Source organism: Stenotrophomonas sp. YJH_SMC_8, from assembly GCF_059371315.1.
Genome location: NZ_JCAFUL010000001.1, coordinates 348,260 through 369,696, shown reverse-complemented (window position 1 = coordinate 369,696; position 21,437 = coordinate 348,260). Strand labels below are relative to the sequence as shown.

The 21,437-nt window shown below is 66.9% G+C and carries 18 protein-coding genes and 1 riboswitch; of the genes, 7 read left to right on the top strand and 11 right to left on the bottom strand.

What is annotated here, in order from left to right; all coding sequences use genetic code 11:
- Nucleotides 1-81: 81 nt before the first annotated feature.
- Nucleotides 82-2,598, bottom strand: a complete 2,517-nt coding sequence (locus tag AC5P88_RS01625; RefSeq protein WP_106549234.1) for a S9 family peptidase — start codon at nucleotides 2,596-2,598, stop codon at nucleotides 82-84.
- Nucleotides 2,599-2,718: 120 nt separating this feature from the next.
- A riboswitch (S-adenosyl-L-homocysteine riboswitch) is annotated at nucleotides 2,719-2,802 on the top strand.
- Between the two features lie 36 nt (nucleotides 2,803-2,838).
- On the opposite strand from AC5P88_RS01625, the gene ahcY reads away from it, so the two are divergent.
- The 3 genes from ahcY (at nucleotide 2,839) to AC5P88_RS01610 (ending at nucleotide 5,641) form a co-directional block, all read left to right on the top strand.
- The gene (gene ahcY / locus AC5P88_RS01620; RefSeq protein WP_049451423.1) at nucleotides 2,839-4,284 is read left to right on the top strand and encodes an adenosylhomocysteinase; all 1,446 of its coding nucleotides are present in this window, start codon (nucleotides 2,839-2,841) and stop codon (nucleotides 4,282-4,284) included.
- A gap of 398 nt (nucleotides 4,285-4,682) precedes the next feature.
- Nucleotides 4,683-5,156 carry a Cys-tRNA(Pro) deacylase gene (gene ybaK, locus AC5P88_RS01615; protein ID WP_106549233.1) on the top strand — a complete coding sequence of 158 codons (474 nt, stop codon included), beginning with the start codon at nucleotides 4,683-4,685 and terminating at the stop codon, nucleotides 5,154-5,156.
- Nucleotides 5,156-5,641, top strand: coding sequence for a hypothetical protein (locus tag AC5P88_RS01610; protein ID WP_495224105.1), 486 nt, complete (start codon nucleotides 5,156-5,158; stop codon nucleotides 5,639-5,641). The genes ybaK and AC5P88_RS01610 overlap by 1 nt, the downstream gene beginning before the upstream one ends.
- A 134-nt stretch (nucleotides 5,642-5,775) precedes the next feature.
- On the opposite strand, the gene AC5P88_RS01605 is transcribed toward AC5P88_RS01610, so the two are convergent.
- Both AC5P88_RS01605 and AC5P88_RS01600 read right to left on the bottom strand, forming a co-directional pair.
- Nucleotides 5,776-6,330: an energy transducer TonB gene (locus AC5P88_RS01605; RefSeq protein ID WP_495224104.1), complete on the bottom strand. Its 555-nt coding sequence runs from the start codon at nucleotides 6,328-6,330 to the stop codon at nucleotides 5,776-5,778.
- 193 nt (nucleotides 6,331-6,523) lie between these two features.
- Nucleotides 6,524-7,081: a DUF3228 family protein gene (locus tag AC5P88_RS01600; protein WP_495224103.1), complete on the bottom strand. Its 558-nt coding sequence runs from the start codon at nucleotides 7,079-7,081 to the stop codon at nucleotides 6,524-6,526.
- Between the two features lie 135 nt (nucleotides 7,082-7,216).
- On the opposite strand from AC5P88_RS01600, the gene AC5P88_RS01595 reads away from it, so the two are divergent.
- A complete protein-coding gene (locus AC5P88_RS01595) occupies nucleotides 7,217-8,734 on the top strand; it encodes an amidohydrolase family protein (protein ID WP_495224102.1) in 1,518 nt (505 codons plus the stop codon).
- Nucleotides 8,735-8,740: 6 nt separating this feature from the next.
- Here the strand turns inward: AC5P88_RS01595 and AC5P88_RS01590 are convergent, their stop codons facing one another.
- From AC5P88_RS01590 to AC5P88_RS01580, 3 genes are read right to left on the bottom strand one after another with little or no spacing between them, the layout of a single operon-like run.
- Complete coding sequence (locus tag AC5P88_RS01590; RefSeq protein ID WP_111111003.1) at nucleotides 8,741-9,472, bottom strand: LytR/AlgR family response regulator transcription factor; 732 nt, start codon at nucleotides 9,470-9,472, stop codon at nucleotides 8,741-8,743.
- Nucleotides 9,469-10,518: a sensor histidine kinase gene (locus tag AC5P88_RS01585; protein WP_111111005.1), complete on the bottom strand. Its 1,050-nt coding sequence runs from the start codon at nucleotides 10,516-10,518 to the stop codon at nucleotides 9,469-9,471. Before AC5P88_RS01585 ends, AC5P88_RS01590 begins: the two co-directional genes overlap by 4 nt.
- A gap of 35 nt (nucleotides 10,519-10,553) precedes the next feature.
- Nucleotides 10,554-11,480, bottom strand: a complete 927-nt coding sequence (locus AC5P88_RS01580; protein WP_495224101.1) for an alpha/beta fold hydrolase — start codon at nucleotides 11,478-11,480, stop codon at nucleotides 10,554-10,556.
- Between the two features lie 203 nt (nucleotides 11,481-11,683).
- Between AC5P88_RS01580 and metF the strand changes: the two genes are divergently transcribed.
- Complete coding sequence (metF, locus tag AC5P88_RS01575) at nucleotides 11,684-12,511, top strand: methylenetetrahydrofolate reductase [NAD(P)H] (protein WP_106549225.1); 828 nt, start codon at nucleotides 11,684-11,686, stop codon at nucleotides 12,509-12,511.
- 40 nt (nucleotides 12,512-12,551) lie between these two features.
- Complete coding sequence (locus AC5P88_RS01570) at nucleotides 12,552-13,136, top strand: DUF4124 domain-containing protein (RefSeq protein ID WP_495224099.1); 585 nt, start codon at nucleotides 12,552-12,554, stop codon at nucleotides 13,134-13,136.
- Between the two features lie 87 nt (nucleotides 13,137-13,223).
- On the opposite strand, the gene AC5P88_RS01565 is transcribed toward AC5P88_RS01570, so the two are convergent.
- From AC5P88_RS01565 to AC5P88_RS01555, 3 genes are all read right to left on the bottom strand, one after another.
- A complete protein-coding gene (locus AC5P88_RS01565) occupies nucleotides 13,224-14,180 on the bottom strand; it encodes a Nudix family hydrolase (RefSeq protein WP_495224098.1) in 957 nt (318 codons plus the stop codon).
- A 101-nt stretch (nucleotides 14,181-14,281) separates the two neighbouring features.
- Nucleotides 14,282-17,014, bottom strand: a complete 2,733-nt coding sequence (secA, locus tag AC5P88_RS01560; protein WP_106549222.1) for a preprotein translocase subunit SecA — start codon at nucleotides 17,012-17,014, stop codon at nucleotides 14,282-14,284.
- 250 nt (nucleotides 17,015-17,264) lie between these two features.
- The gene (locus AC5P88_RS01555; RefSeq protein ID WP_033834438.1) at nucleotides 17,265-18,221 is read right to left on the bottom strand and encodes a M23 family metallopeptidase; all 957 of its coding nucleotides are present in this window, start codon (nucleotides 18,219-18,221) and stop codon (nucleotides 17,265-17,267) included.
- Nucleotides 18,222-18,233: 12 nt separating this feature from the next.
- Here AC5P88_RS01555 and AC5P88_RS01550 point away from each other — a divergent pair, with 12 nt between their 5' ends.
- Complete coding sequence (locus tag AC5P88_RS01550) at nucleotides 18,234-18,683, top strand: DciA family protein (RefSeq protein ID WP_032956682.1); 450 nt, start codon at nucleotides 18,234-18,236, stop codon at nucleotides 18,681-18,683.
- A gap of 282 nt (nucleotides 18,684-18,965) precedes the next feature.
- On the opposite strand, the gene lpxC is transcribed toward AC5P88_RS01550, so the two are convergent.
- Nucleotides 18,966-19,877 carry a UDP-3-O-acyl-N-acetylglucosamine deacetylase gene (gene lpxC, locus AC5P88_RS01545; protein ID WP_004143722.1) on the bottom strand — a complete coding sequence of 304 codons (912 nt, stop codon included), beginning with the start codon at nucleotides 19,875-19,877 and terminating at the stop codon, nucleotides 18,966-18,968.
- Nucleotides 19,878-20,069: 192 nt separating this feature from the next.
- A complete protein-coding gene (gene ftsZ / locus AC5P88_RS01540; RefSeq protein WP_049428898.1) occupies nucleotides 20,070-21,305 on the bottom strand; it encodes a cell division protein FtsZ in 1,236 nt (411 codons plus the stop codon).
- Nucleotides 21,306-21,437 lie beyond the last annotated feature (132 nt).

The following is a 21,437-nucleotide window of genomic DNA, read 5'->3' as shown; positions in this document are numbered from 1 at the left end:
CTAACAGTCGACTCTACCCAGTCGACTCTACCCCGTCGCGTCACAGCGGCCCCTGTTGCAGGGGCCGCCCTCATGCAGGTATCAGCGCTTCTTCTTCGCCTTGCCCTGCTCGGCCGGGCCGATGGTCTGCTCCAGCCAGCGCTCGCTTTCAGCCAGCATCGTCATGATCGATTCGCGTGCGCGGTAGGCGTGCGATTCGTTGGGCAGCATCACCAGCCGCGCGGTGCCACCCAGGCCCTTCACCGCGGCGAACATGCGCTCGCTCTGGATCGGGAACGTGCCGGAGTTGTTGTCGTCCACGCCGTGGATGAAAAGGATCGGATCCTTGATCTTGTCGGCGTAGTTGAACGGCGCCATCTTCTGGTAGACATCCTGCGCCTGCCAGTAGTTGCGCTCCTCGGCCTGGAAGCCGAACGGGGTGAGCGTGCGGTTGTAGGCGCCGCTGCGTGCGATGCCGGCCTTGAACAGGCGGGTGTGTGCCAGCAGGTTGGCGGTCATGAACGCACCGTAGGAGTGGCCGCCAATGGCAATGTGATCGCGATCGGTCACGCCACGGCGCACCACTTCATCCACCGCCGCCTGTGCATTGGCCACCAGCTGTTCGATGTAGGTGTCGTTCGGTTCCTTGTCGCCCTCGCCGATGATCGGCATCGACGGGCTGGCCAGCACCACGTAGCCCTTGGCCAGGAACGCCTGCGGGCCCCAGTAGCTGACCGCATTGAAGCGGTACGGCGAATCGGTCACCTGGCTGGCAGCAGCCGCGCTCTTGAACTCACCCGGGTAGGCCCACATCAGCAGCGGCCGCGGGCCGTCGCGCTTCGGGTCGTACCCCGGCGGCAGCAGCAGGGTCGCGGTCAGGTCGACGCCGTCCTTGCGCTTGTAGCGGATCTGCTCCTTCTGCACGCCCTTCAGCTGCGGCAGCGGATGGGCGAAATGGGTCAGTGCGCGCGGCGCGGTGCTGGCATCGGCCAGCGACTGCACGTAGAAATTGGCCGGCTCGTCCGGGCTCTCACGGCTCAGCAGCAGCGAGCTGCCCTGATCGTCCAGCAGCGCCACCGGCAGCGAGTAGCTCGGCGCCTGCGAGTGGAACAGGCGGGTGGCCTTGCCACTGGCAATGTCGAAGCGGTCCACGAACGGGCGGTCACCCTCCGGCGAAGCACCGGCACCGGCCAGGTACAGGCTGCTGCCATCCGGGCTGGTCTGCAGCAGCGAGCGGCCTCGCTCGTCGCTGGACAACAGCGGACGGCCCGGATCGGCATAGCGGTCCTGCGCATCGCGGTCCCACAGCAGGCGCGGTTCGGCGCTGGCGTTGTCCGGGGCGATCAGCCAGGTCCTGGTCTTGCGGGTCTTCCACCACGATTCGGTCAGCAGGGCCAGATCGCCACGGCCCCAGCTGATGCTGGCCAGGCGGCTGCCGAGCTGGGCCAGGGTCACCGGCGGCCTGTCGAACGGCGCGGCCTGCATCAGCACCGCATCGCGCACCTTGGCATCCTTGTTCGGGTCGCCGCCGTCCTGCGCTTCAGCCCAGACCAGGGTGGCATCGGCATCGCCGCGCCAGCGGATGTCACGCACGCCGGTTACTTCGGCATCGTTGCCGGTTGGCAGGCCTTCCACCAGCGGGCGCACGGCCACGGTGTGCACCAGCTTGCCGCTGGCACGGTCGATCACTTCGATGCGGCGCGGGAAGCTGTCCACCGGCACCACGTAGGAGTACGGGCGCTGCACCGGCTGGCGCAGCACGAAGCGGCCATCCGGCGACACCGCAAAGCCCATGAAGATGCCGGCTGCGCCGATCGCGCGGGTGCTGCCATCCAGGCTGACTTCCACCGGCTGGGTGGTGGCGTAGTAATCGAACTGGCGCGCATCGGCCTCGTTCTTCAGCAGGTCCTGGTAGGTACGGATCGACACCACGCCGCCGCCCTGGCTGGTCTGCTGCACGGCCGGGCCGGTCGGGATGCCGTCTGCGGCCGGCGCCGCACCCAGGTTGGCCGGGCGGGTGAACACCACCAGTCCGCGGCTGTCCGGCAGCCACTGGTAGCCGCTGCCGATCACCGTGTTCAGGCCGGCGACCAGGCGGCGGGCACTGCCACCGGCCACGTCCACCAGCCACAGTTCATTGGCGCCACTGGCGGCGTCGACCTGGTTGAAGGCCAGCCACTTCTGGTCCGGCGACCACATCACGCTGGCAATCGACAGCTTGGCGGGCAGGCCGCTGATCGGCCGCTCCTTGCCGTCGGCCACGTTCATCAGCCACAGCTTCTCGCCGAAGCTGAAGCGGCTGTCGGAGAACGTGCGCGGGTTGATGCGCAGGCCGGCCAGCTTCAGCTCCGGCTGCGCCACCACCTGGATCGACGGCAGCGACGGCATCTGCATCAGCGCGGCCACGTCGCGGCGCGGCGACAGGAACAGCGAGGGCGCGCGCGGGGCATCGACCACCGCCTGCAGCGCGGCCGAAGGCAGCTCGTAGCCGTTGACGCCCTGGGACTGTGCCGCCGCAGGCTGCGGGGCCGCCGCCCAGGCCAGCGGGGCCACCGCCAGCAGTCCCATCGACAGGACCAGGCCGGTCCAGCGCCGAGTGCGGCGCGCGTGCATGCTCATCGTTCCACCTGTGTGATGCGTGAAAACACCGACCTTAACAGCCTGTGCACGCGATCCCATCTGCCGATGGTTGGGTCATCCCGATGTCATGCCGGGGCCGCGATATAATGGGGGTTCTCCCCTGCCGAGGGGCGCTGCGACCGGATCCCACGAGGCCCGGCCAGGCTCGGTAAGGTGGCTTTGTAACAACGGCGCCCGGCTAGATGCGAGCACCCGCTCGTCCACAACCGGAGCACACGAATGAACGCTGTTGCCAAGACCTTCTCCACCGAAGGTGATTACAAGATCCGCGATATCACGCTGGCCGACTGGGGCCGCAAGGAACTGGACATCGCCGAGCACGAAATGCCGGGCCTGATGTCGATCCGTCGCAAGCACGCCGCCAGCCTGCCGCTGAAGGGCGTGCGCGTGACCGGCTCGCTGCACATGACCATCCAGACCGCCGTGCTGATCGAGACCCTGAAGGACATCGGCGCCGACGTGCGCTGGGCCTCGTGCAACATCTTCTCGACCCAGGACCACGCTGCCGCGGCCATCGCCGCCACCGGCACGCCGGTTTTCGCCTGGAAGGGCGAGACCCTGGAAGAGTACTGGGACTGCACCCTGGACGCGCTGACCTTCACCCTGGCCGACGGCACCCTGACCGGCCCGGAGCTGGTGGTCGACGACGGCGGTGACGTGACCCTGCTGATCCACAAGGGCTACGAGCTGGAAAACGGCAGCGACTGGGTCAACACCGCCTCGTCCTCGCACGAAGAACAGGTCATCAAGAACCTGCTCAAGCGCGTCGCCAAGGAACGCCCGGGTTACTGGGGCCGCGTGGTCAAGGACTGGAAGGGCGTCTCCGAAGAGACCACCACCGGCGTGCACCGCCTGTACCAGCTGGCCCAGGCCGGCACCCTGCTGATCCCGGCAATCAACGTCAACGACTCGGTCACCAAGAGCAAGTTCGACAACCTGTACGGCTGCCGCGAGTCGCTGGCCGACGGCCTGAAGCGCGCGATGGACGTGATGCTGGCCGGCAAGGTGGCCGTGGTCTGCGGCTACGGCGACGTCGGCAAGGGCTGCGCCGCCTCGCTGCGTGCCTACGGCGCGCGCGTGATCGTCACCGAGATCGACCCGATCTGCGCCCTGCAGGCGGCGATGGAAGGCTACGAAGTCAACACCATCGAATCGACCCTGGGCCGTGCCGACCTGTACGTCACCACCACCGGCAACAAGGACATCATCCGCATCGAGCACCTGAGCGCGATGAAGGACCAGGCCATCGTCTGCAACATCGGCCACTTCGACAACGAGATCCAGGTCGATGCGCTGGTGTCGTTCGCCGGCATCAAGCACGTCAACATCAAGCCGCAGGTGGACAAGTACATCTTCCCGAACGGCAATGCGATCTTCCTGCTGGCCGAAGGCCGCCTGGTGAACCTGGGCTGCGCCACCGGCCACCCGAGCTTCGTGATGTCCAACAGCTTCGCCAACCAGACCCTGGCACAGATCGACCTGTGGGCGAACAAGGACAGCTACGAGAAGAAGGTCTACCTGCTGCCGAAGAAGCTGGACGAAGAAGTGGCCCGCCTGCACCTGGAAAAGATCGGCGTGAAGCTGACCACCCTGAGCCAGGAACAGGCCGACTACATCGGCGTGCCGGTGGAAGGCCCGTTCAAGCCGGACCACTACCGCTACTGATGCCGTGCCCCGGGGTCGGATCCCTTTCCGCAGGAAAGGGCTCTGACCCCAGCAACGGAAGCACATGGAACGGGCGCCTTCGGGCGCCCGTTCTGCGTTGGCGTGGTGCCACCGCGCATCGCGCATCCACGCATGGCGTGGATCTACCGCCCCGTCATGCGTGGATATCGCGCGGCCCCGCCCCCGGTAGATCCACGCCATGCGTGGATATCGTTCAGCCCCGCCACCCGGTAGATCCACGCCATGCGTGGATATCGTTTGGGCCCGCCCACGGTAGATCCACGCCGTGCGTGGACATCGTTCGGCCCCGCTCCCCGGTAGATCCACGCCATGCGTGGATGCTCTCCGGCAGTAGCCTCGGTCAAGGCAACGCGCCCAGCGCGCGCTACGATGCAGCCATGACCCCGGCCATCAACCTCCTCAAGCGCGAGAAGATCGCCCACACCGTGCGCAGCTACGTGCACGACGCCCACGCCGAATCGTATGGCGGCGAAGCTGTCGACAAGCTCGGCCTCGACCCGGCCCAGGTGTTCAAGACACTGCTGGCCAGCACCGAGGCACACGAACTGCTGGTGGCGATCGTGCCGGTGGCCGGCCAGCTGGACCTGAAGGCATTGGCCGAAGCAGCCGGCTGCAAGAAGTGCGAGATGGCCGCCGCCGATGCCGCACAGCGCGCGACCGGTTACCTGGTCGGTGGCATCAGCCCACTCGGGCAGAAGAAGCGCCTGCGCACGTTCCTGGATGCCAGTGCCGAAGCGCTGCCCGCACTGCATGTCAGTGCCGGACGCCGTGGCCTGGAAGTGGAACTGGCACCCACCGATCTGCTGCGGCTGACCGCCGGCCACTACGCCGCGATCGGCAAGGCACGTTGATGCGCTGGCCGTGGTCCGCAACGCCGTCGCCCCGGCTTGAGGATGCCCAGGCCGACGTCCTGCTGCAGGACCTGCTGTCGCGCGACGGCAAGCGCATCACCGACGCCGCGCGTACGGTCGCACGGCTGTTCACCGCGTCCTCGCTGGATGCATTGGCCGCGCATGCGGACCTGATCGAACAGCGCTGCCAGGGCATCGCGCTCGGCGGCATGCTGATCAGCAACCAGGCCCATCTCAAGGCCGCGCTGCAACGATTGCGCTACTGGCAGGCACGCAAGGGCTGCCTGTGTGTGCTCAATCCCGGCTACCCGTTCTTCGATCCGCGTCGCCTGATCGAACAAGGGCAGGTGCAGCTGATCTCGTTGCAGGAGGCCGAGGATGGTTGGGGCGATTGCCATACCGTTGCCTGTGCGCACTGCGGCCAGCATTGGCAGGCGATCGACCGCGAATACCATTACCCGTGGTGGGAGTGGAAAGCCGTCTGAAGGCCAAGCAGCCACGCATGGCGTGGCTCTACTGCGGTCCGTACATCCACGCCACACGTGGATGGCATTACCCGTACATCCACGCCACACGTGGATGGCATTACCCGTACATCCACGCCATGCGTGGATGGCGGTCACTCCACAAACTCATACCGCATCGGTACGCGCACGATGCTCAATTCCGGCACTGCACTCTTCGCGTCGGTGCGGGTGAAGCGCCAACCACGCAGTTCCTCAACCGCCGCTTCATCCAGCACCGAATGGCCGCTGGATCTTTCGACAACCACTGCAGCGACGGTGCCCTGCGCATCCACCACGGCCTTGAGCAGACTGCGACCGGAAAGCCCTTCCTGCATGGCCTGCCTCGGGTAGCGCGGCGACACACCGCGGGGTGGCATCCAGGCCGTCTCGTCGCCCGCGAACAGATCCTGGCTGCTGCGCCCTGCGCAGCGCTTCGGCAGGCGTAGCTGCAGTGACACCTGCGCGTCATCCACGGTTGCTTCCGCCGGCGCGGCGCAGACCTTCTGCGCCAGCACCATCAGCATCTGCTGCTGGCGCAACAGCGCCTTGCCATCGACCGCCGTCACCTCCACTACGCAACGGCCTTCGCGGGCCTGCATCGACAGCGCGCTCACCCCCACATCGCGCAGCCAGGACGTGGGGGGCAGTGGTGAACACGCGGTCTGCATGACCGGCGTTGCTGCCAGAGCCCCGGTAGCCGGCAGCATGCCTGCCAGCAGCAGCGGGATCATCCTTGCCCATATGCCCATGCCCCGCCCTCCGCGTGTCCGCCTGCCCGATCATAGGCCATCCGTTCGAACCTGCATGTCAGGCACGGATCAGCCTGTAGATCCACGCCATGCGTGGATGGTCACGACCGGGCTACGGCCGCCAGTTGGCGTTGCTCTCCCAGAAGGCGACCGAGCGCCGGTACGCCTCGCGATCCAGCGGCACGCCGGAGCCCCCCTCCTCCACCCCCAGCGCATTGCGCATCATCGTGATCGGCGCCATCGGCACTTCTTCCGGCTCGGCGGTGTAGATGCAGCCGACGATGCCCCAGTCGGCCTCGATCGGTGAACCTTCCTTGGCCAGCTGCTCGGCGCTGTACAGGATCACCACCAGGTAGTTCGCACGCGGCGATTCCACACCTTCGAACCAGCGCACCAGCACCGGCAGCTCGTCACGATTGCGCGCCTCGTAGCCACTGCGCAGCTGGTGGCGGTTGGCATCGGTGATCGGCACCGTCAGGCAGCGCGTACTGGTCCAGTTCTCATAGACGAACAGCTTGCAGAATGGTGCGTAGCCATCGAGCACCTTCATCGGCGCATGCGCGTTGAGGTGGGCTTCGAACTGCTCGGCAGTACAGTCCTGGATGGTGTTGCCGCGCGGCACGCGCGGGAACAGGCGGGGACGGGCGAAATCGGTGAGGACGATGGACATGGCGCGGCGTGATGAGGAATCTGCTGCACAGGGTAACCGCCGCGGAGGCGCGGCGGGCGGGATGCCGATGGTCACTGGCATCGGCCCCCATGTTGCCGCACCCTGCTGACGACCCAATACAAGGACCGTCGGCTCATGGATGCAGCACGCGCGTTACCCCGTCCTGCCCGCCGTCGTCGCTGGCCACGCGTACTGGCAGCCCTCCTGCTGGCACCACCGCTGATGTTCACCGCCGCCCTGCTCTGGCCGCTGCCGGCACCGCCCTTGCCCGCCCCCGGCAACAGCCGCGTGATCGTCAACGTACGGGTGGTGGACGTGCACAACGGCATTGCCGGCGAGCCGACCAGCGTCACGCTGCGCAACGGCATCATCACCGCCATCGGCAATGATGCACACGACACGGCGCTGCCCGTGTTCGATGCCGGTGGCCGCTGGCTGGTGCCCGGCTTCTGGGACATGCATACCCATGCACTGCAACTGTCACCGCAACTGCAGTTCCCGCTGATGCTGGCCAATGGCATTACCGGCACCCGCGACATGATGGACTGCCCGCAGGCTGCCGACCCGCTGATCGCCTGCGTGGCCGACAAGCGCCGCTGGACCGCGCAGGCCATCGCCGGGCAGCAGGCCGCACCACGCTTCGTACAGGTCGCCAGCTTCTATTTCGAGGACCCGTCGCTCTCGCCGGAGGCTGCCGCGTTGCGGGCACGCACGTACAGCGCGCGAGGTGTCGACGCGCTGAAGGTCTACAACCGGCTGCGTGCGGATACCTACCAGCGGCTGGCCACCGAAGCACGGCAGCTGCACCGCCCACTGGTTGGACACCTGCCCAGGCCGGTGCGGCTGGAAGAGGCCTTGCAGGCGGGGCAGCGCAGCTTCGAACACGCCCATCTGTTCGTACGGCATTGCTTCGACCATGCAGCCGCCTGGCGTGGTGGCACCCTCGACGGCGAAGACCCGACCGCTCTGGCCGAAGGGATGGTCAGTGGTTACCAGCCCGCGCTCTGCGACGAAGCGTTCGGCCTGATGCAGGCCAGCGGCGCAGCATTCGTGCCGACCCATGTCACCCGGGAGGAGGATGCGCGCGCACGCGATCCCGCCTTCATCAACGATCCACGCCTGGCCTATCTGGATCCACTGTCACGCTGGGCCTGGCGCGACGACCTGGAGGCAACCGCAAGTCGCTACCCCGGGTTGCGCGGCGAAGACGCGCTGAAGGCCTACTTCGCGCATGGCCTCGCGCTCACCGGTGCCGCACATCGTGCCGGCGTCACCGTGCTGGTCGGCACCGATACCGGGCTGGGCGGCTTCCGCTACCACGATGAACTGCAGTGGCTGCGGCACGCCGGCATGAGCCGGGCCGACGTACTGCGTGCCGCCACGCTGCAGGCCGCGCGCCATCTGCAGCTGCAGGCATCACATGGCAGCGTCGAGGTCGGCAAGGCCGCCGACCTTGTGCTCCTCGATGGCGACCCGCTGCAGGACACCGCAAACACCCGTCGCATCCACGCGGTGCTGCTGGCCGGCCACCTGTACGATCGCCCGCGGCTGGATGCCCTGCTGGCCTATGCGCGTTCACAGGCACGCTCGCCAGCGATGATGGCGCGCCTGCTGTGGGGCTTCCTCACCAGCCCGGTCAGTGCCGAGCTGTAGCGACTGCTACAACGCCATCCGCTCGCGCAGTTCCCGCGCCTGCCGCCGCGACACGTCCACTTCACTGCCGTCGTCCAACGTCAGGTCGTAGCCATCGCCGATGCTGGGCGTCACGCCACGAATGCGGCGCAGGTTGACCAGGGTGTTGCGGTTGGCACGGAAGAACAGATCCTGCGGCAGGCGTGCTTCCAGCGCGCTCAGGCTGCGGGTCAGCAACGCGTTCTGGTCGCGGAACCACAACCGCGTGTAGTTGCCATCCACCACCAGCCGGCGGATCTCGGACACCGCCACGAACCAGCAGCGCTCGCCCTCGCGCACGAACACCTGGTCCTGTGCACCCAGCGTGCCACGCAACTCTGGCGCCTCGGCTGAAACCACTTCGCGCTGACGTGCCCGCTCCAGCGCCTCCAGCAACCGGGGCGCTTCCACCGGCTTCACCAGATAGTCCAGCGCATTGGCCTGGAACGCGCGCACGGCATAGGTGTCATAGGCGGTGACGAACACCACCGCCGGCACCGTCTCCAGGCCGTCCAGCACATCGAAACCACTGCCGGAAGGCATCTGCACGTCCAGCAGCACGAGGTCCGGCGCCAGCGTGGCGATCGCCTCGCGTGCGGCGGGCACATCGTCGGCTTCGCCCACGCACTGCACCCAGGGCAACGCCGACAACAGCGTGCGCAGCTCCTGCCGTGCCAGCCGTGCGTCATCGACGATCAGTACACGCAGTGTGCGACTCATTGCGGAATCTCCAGCAGGGCCTGCATGCGGTCGCCGACCGGCTGCAGGGTGAAACGCCCGCGCGAACCGAGCTGCGCACGCAGGTAGGCCAGGCCAACACCATGCCCGTGGGTGGGCTCGCTGGCGTTGCCCAGCGGGTTGTCCACCTGCAGGCGCAGCACGTCGTCGTCCAACGTGGCCCGGATCTCTATCCCGCCACCGCCGGGGCGACTGGCGATGCCGTGCTTGATGGCATTTTCAACCAGCAACTGCAGCGCCATCGCCGGCAATTGTGCCTGCAGGGCGCCGGCATCGATGTGCTGGCCTACCTGCAGGCGCTGCTCGAAGTGGATCGCCTCGATGGCCAGATAGTCGTCCACCACCGTCAGTTCCTCGGCCAGGCTGACCTGCTCGCTGCGGTTGTGCGCCAGTGCCTGGCGCAGCGTGCGCGACAGGCGCGTGACCATGTCGCGCGCACGCTCGGGATCTTCCAGGATCAGCGCGCGCAGGTTGTTCAGCGCATTGAACATGAAGTGCGGATTGAGCCGTGCGCGAAGAGCATCGCGCTCCAACGCGCTGCGCTCGGCCTCGGCACGCAGGCGGGCCAGCTCACTGTGGCGGGCCCGGCGCAGACCGTGCAGACCTGCCCACAGGCCCGTCCACATCAGCAGGAACAGTGCGGTGTTCATCCAGTACACCAGCAACGACGACCACTGGTAATCCGCGTGGCCGCCAGGCAGCTGCACCCAGCCCAGCGCCAGTGCCGGCAGCAGCAGCGCGGCAGTTACCGCCTGCGCGACGCTGGCGCCGAGCACCACACCGGCAGCCAGTTTCAACACCAGGCTTCCCAGGCTGCCCTCCCACCAGTGCTGGCGTAGTGCAACCGCGCGCAGCGCGCCACTGCACAACCACAGGCAGGCGGCCACGCTGACGGTGATCAGCACGATGCCGCTGAACACCACGCCGCCACCAATCCGCATCCCGACCCAAAGCCCATACATCGCATAGCCAGCCCATGCCAGTGCATTGAGCGTCCAGAAGCGGCCGGATGAGGTGGTGGCGTCCATGGGGCCTTGGCGGTTGGCAGGAAAGTGGGCCGCGATCAGGAATGCGCGGCCAGGAAGCGACGCAGCTGCGCCTGCAGCCAGCGCGGATCATCCCACATCAGGAAGTGGAACCCCTGCGCGCTCATCGCCACCTGTACGCCCTGCAGCTTGGCGTACTGGGCCAGGAACACCGCGCGGGTGCTTTCCTCGGTACCCCCCATCGGCTGGTAACCGGCCCAGCTGCCCAGCACCAGCGTCGGCGCGCTGATCGAAGCGATGCTGTCACGCAGGTCGGTGGTCATCACCGCATGCATGGCGTCAGCCGTGGTCTGGCGGTCGCTGGCGTCGCCCCAGCGGCCCAGTTCGGCCTGCCGCTGCGGATCGCGCGTCATGCCCGGCAGGCCGGCTTTCAGCTGCGCCTGCCACTGCGCGGCATCGGCGGCGAGCATGCCCTTGCGCAGCTGATCGGCCATCGGCCGCACGCTGTCTGCGGTAGCGTTCGGGTCACGCGCCGCCGGCAGGAACGGCAATGCATCAACCACCACCAGCGCGCTTACCGCCTTCGGCTCGGCCTGGGCCATCTGCAGGCCCAGCAGACCGCCCAGGCTGTGTCCGATCACCACCACCGGGCCCAGGTGCTGGTCATGCAGGTAGGCCAGCAGCTGCCCGCGCATGGCCGGCAGGAATTCGGCCGGGCGCGGGTCGGCGGGCACGGCGCCGGCAAAGCCCGGCAGCTGCACCAGGTGGCACTGCACGTTCTCCAGCGCCAGGCAGGTCTCGCGCCAGACCTCGGCGCTGCTGTTGAGGCCGGGGATCATCAGCAGCGGGCGGCCCTTGCCGACCACCTCGACCTGCACCTTGCCGGTGCCGGTGGCGGCCGCCGCATGGGCCGAACCGGAACCAAGCACGGCCATCGCCATGCCGATCATCGCCAGCCGGGCCAGCGCCTTCATTGCGTACCAGAGTGCCAGGAAGATCTTCATCGTCTGCTCCTTCATCGGGTGGGTGTTGCCGGGATGGGAGCAGCGTGGGCCCGGCCGACACATACCGGTTGCGATTTCGGAGCAGCGGCCGGACGGCGGGGCGAACGGTCGCAGGCTGGGGATGGCGGGCCCTCACGCGATCATCAAACATCTATCTTGATGAAGAGATATACTGTTCCACACCGACCGCCGCCGCCCGCGCCATGACCGCCATCAGCTTCGAGTTCTATCCGCCCAAGACCGACGAACAGCGCAGCCAGCTGGACCGTGCCGCGGCCAAGCTGAAGGACTACGCCCCCGAATACGTGTCGTGTACCTTCGGCGCCGGTGGCTCGACCCTGAGCTATACCTCCGAGACCGTGCGCCACCTCAACCAGCACCACGGGTTCGACGCCGCGCCGCACCTGTCCTGCGTCGGTGGCACCCGCCAGGAGATCCGCGAACTGCTCAAGCTGTACCGCGCCATCGGCTGCCGCCGCCTGGTCGCGCTGCGCGGTGACCTGCCCTCGGGCATGGGCTTCCCCGGCGACATGCGCTATGCCGCCGAACTGATCGACTTCATCCGCGCCGAGCACGGCGATGCGTTCCATATCGAAGTGGGTGCGTACCCCGAAACGCATCCGCAGGCCTCCGACGCACTGGCCGACCTGAAGCACTTCAAGGCCAAGATCGATGCCGGTGCCGATGCGGCGATCACCCAGTACTTCTTCAACCCGGATGCCTACTTCCACTTCGTCGATGAAGTGCGCCGGCTCGGCGTGCAGGTGCCGATCACGCCGGGCATCATGCCGATCGCCAACTTCAGCCAGCTGCGCCGCTTCTCCGAACAGTGCGGCGCGGAGATTCCGCGCTGGATCAGCCGCAAGATGCAGGCCTACGGCGATGACGCCGAATCGGTGCGTGCATTCGGCACCGAAGTGGTGGCCAGGCTGTGCCAGCGCCTGATCGAAGGCGGCGCACCCGGCCTGCATTTCTACACATTGAACCTGGCCAAGCCGACCACTTCAGTGCTGAAACTGCTGCGGGGCTGAAAGCACGCCATGCGGACCTGATCAGCGCTACCCTTCGCTGATGATCCGCCTTTCCCTCCTGCTGGTGCTGTTGCCGCTATGCGCGATGGCCCACGTTGCCCACGCGCAGTCCTCGCGCCTGAACCGCTGCACCGATGCGCAGGGCCAGAGTGTCTACACCGACCGTCCCTGTGACAGCGTGGGCGCACGGTCACGGCTGCCGCCGCCCGCCCCCTCCGGCAACACCGCACCGCGCGATACGCTGGGTGCACGCTGCCCGCGCCGGCTGAGCGAGCTCGTGGACGCATTGCGCAACGGCATCCTCAGCAACGACGTCAATCGGCTGTCTTCACTGTACCTGTGGGGCTCGGTGTCCGACGCCGGCGCACAGCGCATTCTCGGCCAGCTGGAATCGCTGGCACGGCGGCCGCTGGTGGACGTGGTGCCGGTGTATCCGCGGCAGGAATCAGACACCTTGCAGGAGCAGGGTCAGAGCCCTGCTGTGCAGGGATCCGACCCGGAGCCGCCGGCTGTGCGCCATCCGGTCGGCCTGCGCCTGGAGCAGACGTTGCCGGGCAGCGTGGCGCGTGCCTCGGCGGTGCTTGGGCTGCGGCGGCAGTACGGGTGTTTCTGGATCACGTTGTGATCGCGGGCATCCATCCACGCATGGCGTGGATCTACTGCTTCCATTCCACAGGGCAGCGCCGGGCCATGCCCGGCGACCAACGCGGCGTTACTCCGGCCACAACCCGCGAATGGCGGCGATGCCCTGCCCGCCGTGGCGACGTGCTTCGGTGATGTGGCCGCTGCCCATGCCACCCAGGGCGTAGATCGGCAGCGATACCTGCGCGCGCAGTTCGGCAAAGGCATCCCAACCCAGCGGCGAGGCATCGGGATGGCTGGCGGTGGCCCGCACCGGGCCAAGCACCGCGAAGTCGCAGCCAAGCTGCTGTGCGGCCTGCAGCTGCTGCAGGTCGTGGCAGGATGCGGCCACCAGCTGGCCATCGGGGAGTGGACGCTGCGACAGTTCCAGCAGCTGTTCGCTGCCCAGGTGTACGCCCACGCCCAACGCACGCGCCAGTTCGATATCGCGGTTGAGCAACCATTGCACGCCGCTGCGGCGATGCGCACGCACGACCTGCTCGACCATCGCCTGCCGCTGCGGATGCGCCGGCGGCAGGCGCAGCTGGATGCGCTGCTGGCCGCCTGCCACCGCACGCTGCAGCTGCTCATGCCATTGCTGTACGCCGCCATCATCGTCGGCCGGCGCCGGGGTGATCAGGTAGCGGTCGGGTTGGCGCAGGGCAGCCACCACCGGCAGGTCGGCCGGCGGCATCGAATAGCGGCCCAGCTTGTCCGGCGCCACCCAGGTGATCGCCTGGCCCTCGCGCCCGCGTGGCGTGCCCTTCCAGCTGCGCACATGGCGCACTTCCAGGGTCAGGTGCTTGTCCGGGTAGCGCTGCGGCACGTCCATCAGCCACTCGCCGACATCGGCCTCGATGCCCAGCTCCTCCCGCAGTTCGCGCACCAGCGCCTGTTCGGAGGTCTCGCCGGATTCCCGCTTGCCGCCCGGAAACTCCCACAGGCCGGCCATGTCGCGGTTCTCGGTTCGGCGGTTGAGCAGCACGCGGCCCCGGGCGTCGGTGATGACGGCGGCCACGACATGGATCGATCGGGTGGGGGAAGGCATGGGGGAAGCATGCCCAGAACAGGGCGGCCCGCGCAATCGCGGATCTGGCCAGGATCATTCACCAGAAAAGAAAAGCCCCGCTTTCGCGGGGCTCTTCGGGATCAGCTCAGCTGGCCGTGGCAGTGCTTGTACTTCTTGCCACTGCCGCACGGGCACGGATCATTGCGGCCGATCTTCGGCTCGTCGCGCTGCAGCTGCGCCACGCCCTGCTGGGCGGCCTGCACCTGCGCGGCTTCCTCGTCGGCGCTGTAGCCACCCACGTCCTGGTGCTGGAACTGCGACTGGCGCAGGCGGGCTTCCACCTGCTGGCGCTCGGCCGCTTCCAGCGCCTGCACTTCCTCGTCGCTGCGCACGCGCACGCGCGACAGCAGGGTCACCACTTCGCGCTTGACGTTCTCCAGCATGTCCGAGAACAGCTCGAAGGCTTCCTTCTTGTATTCCTGCTTCGGCTGCTTCTGCGCGTAACCACGCAGGTAGATGCCCTGGCGCAGGTAGTCCATGCGCGCCAGGTGCTCCTTCCAGCTCTGGTCCAGCACGGTCAGCATCACGTGCTTCTCCAGCGCGCGCATGGTTTCTTCGCCGACGCCGGCTTCCTTCTCGGCGAAGTGCTGGTTCACGCGTTCCTGCACCTTGGCGGCAATCGCTTCGGCGTCCAGTTCCTCGTGTTCCTTGACCAGGCCGGTCAGCGACATCTGCAGGCCGAAGTCCGACTCCAGGGTCGCCTCCAGGCCACGCAGGTCCCACTGCTCGTCGATCGAGTTCGGCGGCACGAAGCGGGCGACCACATCGAAGATCACGTCGTCGCGGATGCCGTCGACGTTGCCCTTCACCGACTCGGCGTCCAGCAGCTCGTCGCGCTGGGCGTAGATCACCTTGCGCTGGTCGTTGTTGACGTCGTCGAAGTCCAGCAGGTTCTTGCGGATGTCGAAGTTGTGGGCCTCGACCTTGCGCTGCGCCTTTTCGATCTGGCGGCTGACCAGGCGGTCCTCGATGACGTCGTCTTCCTTCATGCCCATCATGCGCATGGCCTTCTGCACCCAGTCGGAGGCGAAGATGCGCATCAGGTTGTCTTCCAGCGACAGGTAGAAGCGGGACGAACCCGGGTCACCCTGGCGGCCCGAACGGCCGCGCAGCTGGTTGTCGATACGGCGCGATTCGTGGCGCTCGGTGCCGACGATGTGCAGGCCGCCGGCAGCCTTCACCGCATCGTGGCGCTTCTGCCATTCGGCCTTGACCGCGGCCTTCTGCTCGTCGGTCGCGTCCTCGCCCAGGGCGTGGATCTCGGCTTCCAGCGAACCGCCCAGCACGATGTCGGTACCACGGCCGGCCATGTTGGTGGCGATGGTCACGGCGGCCGGACGACCGGCATTGGCGACGATGGTCGCTTCGCGGTCGTGCTGCTTGGCGTTGAGCACCTCGTGCTTCACGCCGGCCTTGCTCAGGTGCTCGGACAGCATTTCCGAGGTTTCGATCGAGGTGGTACCCACCAGCACCGGCTGGCCGCGCTTGGCGCACTCTTCGATGTCAGCCAGCACCGCGTTGAACTTGCCCTTGCGGTTGAGGAACACCTGGTCCGGGCTGTCCTTGCGGATGGTCGGGCGGTTGGTCGGAATCACCACCACTTCCAGGCCATAGATGCTCTGGAATTCGAACGCTTCGGTATCGGCCGTACCGGTCATGCCGGACAGCTTCTTGTACATGCGGAACAGGTTCTGGAAGGTGATGCTGGCCAGCGTCTGGTTCTCGCGCTGGACCGGCACGCCTTCCTTCGCTTCCACCGCCTGGTGCAGGCCGTCGGACCAGCGGCGGCCGGCCAGGGTACGGCCGGTGAATTCGTCGACGATGACCACTTCGCCGTCGCGCACGATGTAGTCCACGTCACGCTGGTAGATGGCGTGCGCGCGCAGCGCGGCATTGAGGTGGTGCACGACGGTCAGGTTCTGCGCCGCGTACAGGCCTTCGGTCTCGCCATCGAGGATGCCGGCTTCGACCAGCAGCTGCTCGGCGTGCTCCATGCCTGCTTCGGACAGGTGCACCTGCTTGCCCTTCTCGTCGACCCAGAAGTCGCCTTCGCCGTCTTCCGCTTCCTGCTTGACCAGGTTCGGCACGACGCGGTTGACGCGGATGTACAGCTCCGGGGAGTCATCGGCCGGGCCGGAGATGATCAGCGGGGTACGCGCTTCGTCGATCAGGATGGAGTCGACTTCGTCGACGATGGCGTAGTGCAGGCCGCGCTGGTAGCGGTCGGCCTTGGACAGCGCCATGTTGTCGCGCAGGTAGTCGAAACCGAATTCGTTGTTGGTGCCGTAGGTGATGTCGGCGGCATAGGCTTCGCGCTTGTCGCTGTGCGGCATGCCCGGGTAGACCACGCCCACGCTCAGGCCCAGCCAGTTGTACAGCTTGCCCATCTGCGCGGCGTCGCGGCGGGCCAGGTAGTCGTTCACGGTGACCACGTGCACGCCCTTGCCTTCCAGCGCGTTGAGGTACACCGGCAGGGTCGCCACCAGGGTCTTGCCTTCACCGGTGCGCATTTCTGCGATCTTGCCCAGGTGAAGCACCATGCCGCCGATCAGCTGCACGTCGTAGTGGCGCATGCCAAGCACGCGGCGGCCGGCTTCGCGGCAGACCGCGAAGGCTTCCGGCAGCACCTTGTCCAGGGCTTCACCGTCGGCGATGCGCTGCTTGAACTCCGGCGTCTTGGCCTGAAGCTGCTCGTCGGAAAGCTTCTCGATCTCCGGCTCCAGCGCATTGATCTTGGCGACGATGCGGTTGAGCTGGCGCAGCTGTCGTTCGTTACGACTGCCAAATACGCGGGTAAGCAGGCTGTTGATCATTGAAGGAACCGGGTTGGATGGACACGACGCCCGGCCTCCCCCTTGGGATCCGTCCGCCGCAAACGAAACAGGGCGCCTGGCGCCCTGTCGATGGCAACACCCATTGTAGCTTGGGACGGGCGGCTGAGGTTTCAACCCTTTGGCGATGGGGTCAGAGCCCTTCCGCGCTGCGGAAGGGATCCGACCCCGTGCGCGGTCGGGGTCGGATCCCATTCGCCATGGCGAATGGGCTCTGACCCCAGGCCTGGGATCAACCGCGGCTGACCCGCCCGACCGGCGTGTTGCCGCCGTCGCCGAGGAACTTGCGCGGGTTGACCACGTTGCCGTTCTCCCACACCTCGAAGTGCACGTGGGCGCCGGTCGAACGGCCGGTGGAACCGGCCTTGGCCACTTCCTGGCCCGCACGGACCAGGTCACCGGCCTTCACCACCAGGCGCGAATTGTGCGCGTAGCGGGTGACGTAGCCATTACCATGGTCGACGTCGACCACGTTGCCGTAGCCGCCCTTCACACCGGCGAAGCTGACCACGCCCTCGGCCACGGCCATCACCGGGTCACCGACCTTGGCGTGGAAGTCCATGCCCTTGTGGGTGGCGGCACCGCGGCCGAACGGGTCGGCGCGGGTGCCGAAGCCGGAGGTCACGTAGCTGTTGCGGATCGGCATGCGCGAGGGCACGGCGTTCTGCTGCAGCTGGTGGTCGAACATCAGCGATTCCATCACCGACAGCTGGCGGCCTGAAGCAGCGAAGCGCTGCTCCAGCACCTGTAAGTCGGCGTTGACGTCCTTGACCGGGATGTCGCTGGTCGGGCCGCCGGCATCGCCATCACCGAGGCCAGGGGTCTCGTTGAAGTCGAATTCGCCGTCTTCCAGCTTGCCCATCTGGGTCAGCCGTTCGCCCAGGGCGTTCAGGCGGGTGGCCTGCGCCTGCAGCTCGCCGAGGCGGGCCGCCAGTGCGTTGACCTGGGTCTGCGCATCGCGCTTGACCTTGGCCAGTTCCGCATCCTGGCGCTCGACCTTGGCCTGCAGCCGGGAATCATTCAGCGCGCTGGCGCCAATGCCGCCAGCAAGGCCGATAATGCAGCCTACCCCGAGCACGCTGCCCAGCAGGGCACGGGGGCGATCCTCGAAATAGAACCGCAAACGCGCGATCGGCGACGACTTGGCCTGTCCTTCACGCGTTTTGATTACGATCTTTTTGAATGCCATCAGTGAGTTTTCATGTCTGAGCCGAAATCCAGCGTTCGCCCCGCGTCAGTGCCGAAACCGGCGCTGGATGCGGTGATGGCGGACAAAAGCGGGAACCCGCTGCGGCGTGCCTTGTGGCTCGACGCGCTGGACCGTCAGTTGCGCCCCCAGTTGCCGCCACCTCTGCGCAGCCGTTGCCGGCTGGCCAATGTGGACGGGGAACACCTCGTTTTTCTCGTCGAATCCCCGGTCTGGCATGCCAAGTTGCGGCTTGCCGAGGCCCAGTTGCTCGACGCGGCCCGTTCCATCGGGCTGAAGGCCACCAGGGTGACCATCAAGACTGCGTCCACCACTCCCTCACGCTCCCCAGCGATCGACAACCGGAATGGCCCCCACGCAGTTTCAGCCGCCACGCACAAAGGGCTACGCGACGCCTTGGCTTGCCTGCAGGACGTTCCTTCGAAGCCGAAGAAGCGGTCCTGACGACAACGGAGCATCCGGCTCCGCTCCCCGTCGCGCGTGTCACCACGGCGTGAAACATTTCGGGGGCCGGGTCGCATCCTAGCTGCCATCCGGGGGCCTGTCGTTAGATTGTTGTTAAAACCGCGTTAAATTCAGGCTTCCGATCCAACAGGTTCACAAAACCGTGACCTCGAACCGGCCTTGATGGCCGTCAAGCATGCTGAATGCGATGTGGGGTGCGGAAACGACAACGCCGCCCTTCCGGGCGGCGCTTTTGTCTTTAAATTCAACAACCTGCAGGAATCAGGCGTAGGCCGGCGTGGCGTATTCGACCGGATCCGGCGTGGCCGGCGAGTCGAAGCTGACCCATTCCCAGGCGGTGGCGTCGGCCATCAGTGCCCGCACCAGCTTGTTGTTGAGCGCATGGCCGGACTTGAAGCCCTCGTAGGCGCCCAGCACCTGGCCACCGGCCAGATAGAGGTCGCCGATCGCGTCGAGGATCTTGTGGCGCACGAATTCGTCGGCGTAGCGCAGGCCGTCTTCGTTGAGCACGCGGAACTCGTCCAGCACGATGGCGTTGTCCATCGAACCGCCCAGGCCCAGGTTGCGCTCGCGCATGTATTCCAGGTCGCGCATGAAGCCGAAGGTACGCGCGCGGGAGATTTCCTTGGTGTAGGCCAGCGTCGAGAACTCGATTTCCTGGCGCGACTGCTTGGCCGGGATCATCGGGTGGTCGAACTGGATGGTGAAGCCCAGCTTGTAGCCCTCGTACGGGGTGAAGCGGGCCACCTTGTCGCCCTCGGTCACCTCCACGGTCTTCAGCACGCGGATGAAGCGCTTGGGCGCATCCTGTTCCACGATGCCCGCCGACTGCAGCAGGAACACGAACGGGCCGGCCGAACCGTCCATGATCGGCAGCTCGGCCGAGGACAGTTCGACGATGATGTTGTCAACGCCCAGGCCGGCCAGCGCCGACATCAGGTGTTCGACGGTCTGGATCTTGGCGTCGTTGCAGGTCAGGCCGGTGCACAGGGTCACTTCGGTGACCAGCTCGGCCTTGGCCGGCACTTCCACCACCGGGTCCAGGTCCACGCGGCGGAACACGATGCCATGGTTGACCGGTGCCGGGCGCAGGGTCATGTAGACCTTGTCACCGCTGTGCAGGCCAACGCCGGTGGCGCGGATCGTGTTCTTGAGGGTGCGTTGCTGGATCATGGGGGATGGACCGGAAGTGACACATTAGATTAACACGCACGGTCCCCTACCCCGGCTGAAAGGCAGGCAGGACACACCGGCGCGCCAATGGGACGCACATGAAGCAGGGCGGCCGGGCCCATCCTGGCCCGGCGCCCGCGTTTTCAGGACATGGTGGCGCAACCCGGGGAGGACAACCCCGGGCCGCCCCGCTTAGTCCGCCTGGCGGCGCAGGAACGCCGGGATGTCCAGGTAATCGTTGGGCAGTTCAGCGGCCGCCGGAGCCGAGGCGGCCGGAGCCGACGGCGCAGAAGCGGAAGCGGTGTCGCTGCTGGCACGACGCAGGCCCAGGCCCATGCCGCCCACGGCCTTGGACACGGCGTCGCCGCCGTTGTCGAAGTCGCCAAACTCCGGCTGGCCGGTGGTGGCGTTGCGGACCAGCTTGATCGGCGCACGCTCGCCCGGACGCTGGGTCTTGCTGGCCGACACGCGGTTCAGGCCGGTGGCAACCACGGTCACGCGCACTTCGTCCTGCATGTCCGGGTCGAGCACGGTGCCGACCACCACGGTCGCGTCTTCCGAAGCGAAGCCGTCGATGGTGCGGCCGATCTCGTCGAACTCGGCCATGGTGAAGTCGGCGCCGGCGGTGATGTTGACCAGGATGCCGTTGGCACCGGCCAGGTTCACGTCGTCCAGCAGCGGGTTCTGGATCGCCGATTCGGCAGCGGCCTGGGCGCGGTCATCGCCACGGGCGGTGCCGGTACCCATCATCGCCAGGCCCATTTCGGACATGACGGTGCGCACGTCGGCGAAGTCGACGTTGATCAGGCCCGGACGCACGATCAGGTCGGCGATGCCCTGCACGGCGCCCTGCAGCACGTCGTTGGCGGCGCGGAAGGCCTGGATCATGGTCGCGTTGCGGCCCAGCACGGTGATCAGCTTCTCGTTCGGGATGGTGATCAGCGAGTCGCAGTGCTGGCTCAGTTCCTCGATGCCCTTCAGCGCCACCTGCATGCGGCGACGGCCTTCGAACGGGAACGGCTTGGTGACCACGGCCACGGTCAGGATGCCCATTTCCTTGGCCAGCTGCGCCACCACCGGTGCAGCGCCGGTGCCGGTGCCGCCGCCCATGCCGGCGGTGATGAACACCATGTCCGCACCCTGCAGGGCGTCCATGATGCGCTCACGGTCTTCCAGCGCGGCCTGGCGGCCGACCTCCGGGTTCGCGCCTGCGCCCAGGCCCTTGGTCACGTTGGTACCCAGCTGCAGCTGCAGCTTGGCACCGCAATTCTTGATGGCCTGCGAGTCGGTGTTGGCGGTGATGAATTCCACGCCATCCACTGCCGAGTTGACCATGTGCGCCACGGCATTGCCGCCGCCGCCGCCCACGCCAACCACCTTGATCACCGCATTGGGTGCCATCTTTTCGATCAGTTCAAAATGCGCCATGTCCGTGTCCTCGTTGTATCCGCTTTGGCTGGCATGGGCATTCGGGCGTCCTGCCGTCCTGCTGCATGCCGACGTTGCGGCTGTGTGGGTTGTGTGTTGCCGGTGTTGCGTTGTGATGCGGGTACTGCGGGT

Bases quoted from the DNA above. Each gene is read 5' to 3' on its own strand.
- AC5P88_RS01600 (WP_495224103.1), bottom strand. From the start codon at position 7,081: ATGTCCATCGTCCTCACCGATTTCGCCCGTCCCCGCCTGTTCCCGCGC.
- ybaK (WP_106549233.1), top strand. From the start codon at position 4,683: ATGACCCCGGCCATCAACCTCCTCAAGCGCGAGAAGATCGCCCACACC.
- secA (WP_106549222.1), bottom strand. From the start codon at position 17,014: ATGATCAACAGCCTGCTTACCCGCGTATTTGGCAGTCGTAACGAACGA.
- AC5P88_RS01580 (WP_495224101.1), bottom strand. From the start codon at position 11,480: ATGAAGATCTTCCTGGCACTCTGGTACGCAATGAAGGCGCTGGCCCGG.
- lpxC (WP_004143722.1), bottom strand. From the start codon at position 19,877: ATGATCCAGCAACGCACCCTCAAGAACACGATCCGCGCCACCGGCGTT.
- AC5P88_RS01595 (WP_495224102.1), top strand. From the start codon at position 7,217: ATGGATGCAGCACGCGCGTTACCCCGTCCTGCCCGCCGTCGTCGCTGG.
- ftsZ (WP_049428898.1), bottom strand. From the start codon at position 21,305: ATGGCGCATTTTGAACTGATCGAAAAGATGGCACCCAATGCGGTGATC.
- AC5P88_RS01555 (WP_033834438.1), bottom strand. From the start codon at position 18,221: ATGGCATTCAAAAAGATCGTAATCAAAACGCGTGAAGGACAGGCCAAG.
- AC5P88_RS01565 (WP_495224098.1), bottom strand. From the start codon at position 14,180: ATGCCTTCCCCCACCCGATCGATCCATGTCGTGGCCGCCGTCATCACC.
- ahcY (WP_049451423.1), top strand. From the start codon at position 2,839: ATGAACGCTGTTGCCAAGACCTTCTCCACCGAAGGTGATTACAAGATC.
- AC5P88_RS01605 (WP_495224104.1), bottom strand. From the start codon at position 6,330: ATGCAGACCGCGTGTTCACCACTGCCCCCCACGTCCTGGCTGCGCGAT.
- AC5P88_RS01585 (WP_111111005.1), bottom strand. From the start codon at position 10,518: ATGGACGCCACCACCTCATCCGGCCGCTTCTGGACGCTCAATGCACTG.
- metF (WP_106549225.1), top strand. From the start codon at position 11,684: ATGACCGCCATCAGCTTCGAGTTCTATCCGCCCAAGACCGACGAACAG.
- AC5P88_RS01625 (WP_106549234.1), bottom strand. From the start codon at position 2,598: ATGAGCATGCACGCGCGCCGCACTCGGCGCTGGACCGGCCTGGTCCTG.
- AC5P88_RS01570 (WP_495224099.1), top strand. From the start codon at position 12,552: ATGATCCGCCTTTCCCTCCTGCTGGTGCTGTTGCCGCTATGCGCGATG.
- AC5P88_RS01590 (WP_111111003.1), bottom strand. From the start codon at position 9,472: ATGAGTCGCACACTGCGTGTACTGATCGTCGATGACGCACGGCTGGCA.
- AC5P88_RS01550 (WP_032956682.1), top strand. From the start codon at position 18,234: ATGTCTGAGCCGAAATCCAGCGTTCGCCCCGCGTCAGTGCCGAAACCG.
- AC5P88_RS01610 (WP_495224105.1), top strand. From the start codon at position 5,156: ATGCGCTGGCCGTGGTCCGCAACGCCGTCGCCCCGGCTTGAGGATGCC.